Here is a 737-nt window from a genome sequence, read left to right as displayed (position 1 = left end):
CCCACCGTCAAAATCAACGGCGTGGACAAGAATCCGATGCGCTGGCCCGATGGAAGCTTCTCAATTCAGGGCGCAGCGGCTGAGCTTGGAGTGACCCCGCAGACGGTGTTCGATTATCTCGCGCGGGGATTGCTGGCAGGTCGTCAGCTAGCCAAAGGCCAGCCATGGCAGATCGAGCTCTCAGACGACCAAATCCGTCAGCTTCGCAATCGGGTACGACGCACCAAGCGTTCGAAGAAGGAGGCATCATGAAGTCATCGGCTCGCCGATCAGCGCGTGCCATTGATCGACGGGAAGCTGGCTGGTGACGATGGTGGAGCGGTGGCCGTAGCGGTCCTCGAGGATCTCCAGGAGGTCGTGGCGGGCCGCGGCGTCGAGCGGCTCGAGACCCCAGTCGTCGTATGTGGACGGCCTCTGATGGCAAGCACAATTTGGCACTGCGAACGACTTGGACGGCTGCGATCGTATGTCCGGCCTTTAGCGCGGATCATATCTCCGCTGGCCCTGATGAAGTCCGACAACCAAGGGGTCACATCAAGGATGCGAGCTTTAAAGCTCACACGACTGGTCGGGTTTTCCTGGTTTTCGGTGGCGACCGTTGTCTTTCATCTGAGCTGGTCCCGCAAATCTGAACAGTGCGATAAGTGGAGTTTCTGCCTGACGGCGGGCAAGATTGACCCGCGAATCAGGAGAGACGATGAGCAGACGAGCACGGCGGAACCACACTCCGGCTTTCA

General features: G+C 59.4%; 3 pseudogenes. 1 reads left to right on the top strand and 2 read right to left on the bottom strand.

What is annotated here, in order from left to right:
- Positions 1–252, top strand: a pseudogene (locus AC066Y_RS43275) (recombinase family protein); the annotation flags it as partial.
- A 6-nt stretch (positions 253–258) separates the two neighbouring features.
- On the opposite strand, the pseudogene AC066Y_RS43270 reads toward AC066Y_RS43275, so the two are convergent.
- Both AC066Y_RS43270 and AC066Y_RS43265 read right to left on the bottom strand, forming a co-directional pair.
- Positions 259–399, bottom strand: a pseudogene (locus AC066Y_RS43270) (ATP-binding protein); the annotation flags it as partial.
- 150 nt (positions 400–549) lie between these two features.
- Positions 550–737: pseudogene (locus AC066Y_RS43265) on the bottom strand (hypothetical protein); the annotation flags it as partial.

This window comes from Bradyrhizobium sp. USDA3010, assembly GCF_056429065.1.
The sequence above is the reverse complement of the archived record's forward strand: the minus strand, read 5'-3'. Positions and strand labels throughout refer to the sequence as shown.